This window comes from Roseovarius sp. A-2 (assembly GCF_002072155.1).
Classification (GTDB): Bacteria; Pseudomonadota; Alphaproteobacteria; order Rhodobacterales; family Rhodobacteraceae; genus Roseovarius.
In genome coordinates, this window is the sequence record NZ_BDIY01000079.1 from 1 (window position 1) to 1,507 (window position 1,507).

The window sequence follows — 1,507 nt, forward strand, 5'->3', positions numbered from 1 at the left end:
ACGCAACTTCATACCGCCACGCCCGCTCCGATGCTTTCAGCCTCTGGGCAGATTACACCGCGGAAATGGTGGCATGATCCTGCCTTTGCCAAGCTTCGCAAGCTGATGCCAACAACTTGGCAATACCTGACTGGCTGTTCACGGGGCAGGGGGCAAGGTGGTCCCATACCCACCTGAGCGAAAGCCAGCTCTGGCGGCTGTTCAAGTCCTGGCTGGAAAAGGCCCGCCTCGACCCCAGCCTCTATGGCCTGCATTCGCTGCGCCGGACCTTCCCGACCCATATCTATCAGCAGACCGGCAATCTGCGCGCGGCTCAGCTCTTGCTCGGCCATGCCAGCATCGAAAGCACCAAGGAATACATCGGCACTGAACAGGCCGAAGCCCTGGAAATCGCGCGCAAGTATCATCTCTGACCCATGCGGGCCTATCTCGAAAAACGCCTGCCTGCAAAGAACGTCGCCCGGTTCTACCGGATGGCCCTCTTGCCCAACCTGTTTGGCGAATGGACGCTCTACCGGGAATGGGGCCGGATTGGGCAGGGCGGTCAGGTCCGGATGGATTGGTTCGCGGATAAAAACCAGGCCGTCGCGGCTCTGATCACGCTGGAAGCGGCCAAGCGCCAGCGCGGCTATTGGGTGGAGCCCCAGCAACTGGCGTTGTTGCTTATTAGCTGAATAAATCTCGTCGCCGTGGGGTGGCTGAAAGGTATAGTAACTATACTATTTTCAGCATATATTGCCTCTCATGAAGTTCGAGTATGACCCCGACAAGAGCGCCGCGAACCGTGAAAAGCACGGGATCGACTTTGATGAGGCCCAGGCTCTCTGGGATGATCCTTATCTGATCGAGGCCCTCGCCAACGTCACGGATGAGCCCCGCTTTCTGGCGGTCGGCATGATCGGGGCCAGACACTGGACGGCTGTCTATACATACCGGAGCGACCGGGTGCGGATCATCTCCGTGCGCCGCGCTCGCAAGCAGGAGATTGACCACTATGAAGGCGACTGAATTCGATGAACGCTTTGACGCGGGCGAAGACATGTCCGCCCATGTCGATTGGACAAAAGCGCGCCGCCTCAATGTTGAGGCCAAGCGGGTGAACGTGGATTTCCCGACCTGGGTGGTCGCCGGTCTGGACCGGCAGGCCCAGAAGCTCGGTATCACCCGCCAAGCGCTGATCAAGATGTGGATCGCTGAGCGTCTAGAGTGAGGGACGCGCTGGCGCGGGAGCGTCCGGGCATTTCGTCAAATAAATCAATACGCCCTTGGATAAAGCTTTGCCTGCTGACATGAATAAACCATGAGCCTGATCAAGTCGAAAAAACGCGTGGCCGACCATGGCGAAGTGCTCACCCCGGAATGGATGGTGGATGCTATGCTGGTATTGCCAAGTTGTTGGCATCAGCTTGCGAAGCTTGGCAAAGGCAGGATCATGCCACCATTTCCGCGGTGTAATCTGCCCAGAGGCTGAAAGCATCGGAGCGGGCGTGGCGGTATGAAGTTGCGT

Annotated in this window: 5 protein-coding genes; 4 read left to right on the top strand and 1 reads right to left on the bottom strand. The window is 58.3% G+C overall.

Annotated elements, in window-relative coordinates:
- Positions 1–116 precede the first annotated feature (116 nt).
- The 4 genes from BHD06_RS22620 to brnA all read left to right on the top strand — a co-directional run bounded on the left by BHD06_RS22620 (position 117) and on the right by brnA (position 1,210).
- A complete protein-coding gene (locus BHD06_RS22620; RefSeq protein ID WP_080459189.1) occupies positions 117–413 on the top strand; it encodes a tyrosine-type recombinase/integrase in 297 nt (98 codons plus the stop codon).
- A 3-nt stretch (positions 414–416) separates the two neighbouring features.
- Positions 417–674, top strand: a complete 258-nt coding sequence (locus BHD06_RS22625; protein ID WP_080459190.1) for a WGR domain-containing protein — start codon at positions 417–419, stop codon at positions 672–674.
- A gap of 70 nt (positions 675–744) precedes the next feature.
- On the top strand, positions 745–1,008 hold the full coding sequence (locus BHD06_RS22630) for a BrnT family toxin (protein WP_080459191.1): 264 nt from the start codon (positions 745–747) through the stop codon (positions 1,006–1,008).
- Complete coding sequence (gene brnA, locus BHD06_RS22635; RefSeq protein WP_066009074.1) at positions 995–1,210, top strand: type II toxin-antitoxin system BrnA family antitoxin; 216 nt, start codon at positions 995–997, stop codon at positions 1,208–1,210. The genes BHD06_RS22630 and brnA overlap by 14 nt, the downstream gene beginning before the upstream one ends.
- Here the strand turns inward: brnA and BHD06_RS24110 are convergent.
- On the bottom strand, positions 1,202–1,507 hold a 306-nt coding region (locus BHD06_RS24110), incomplete at its 5' end, for a hypothetical protein (protein ID WP_217805728.1). The two genes, brnA and BHD06_RS24110, sit on opposite strands and share 9 nt — an antisense overlap.

Coding starts and splice junctions, on each gene's coding strand:
- brnA (WP_066009074.1), top strand. CDS start 995: ATGAAGGCGACTGAATTCGATGAACGCTTTGACGCGGGCGAAGACATG.
- BHD06_RS22630 (WP_080459191.1), top strand. CDS start 745: ATGAAGTTCGAGTATGACCCCGACAAGAGCGCCGCGAACCGTGAAAAG.
- BHD06_RS22625 (WP_080459190.1), top strand. CDS start 417: ATGCGGGCCTATCTCGAAAAACGCCTGCCTGCAAAGAACGTCGCCCGG.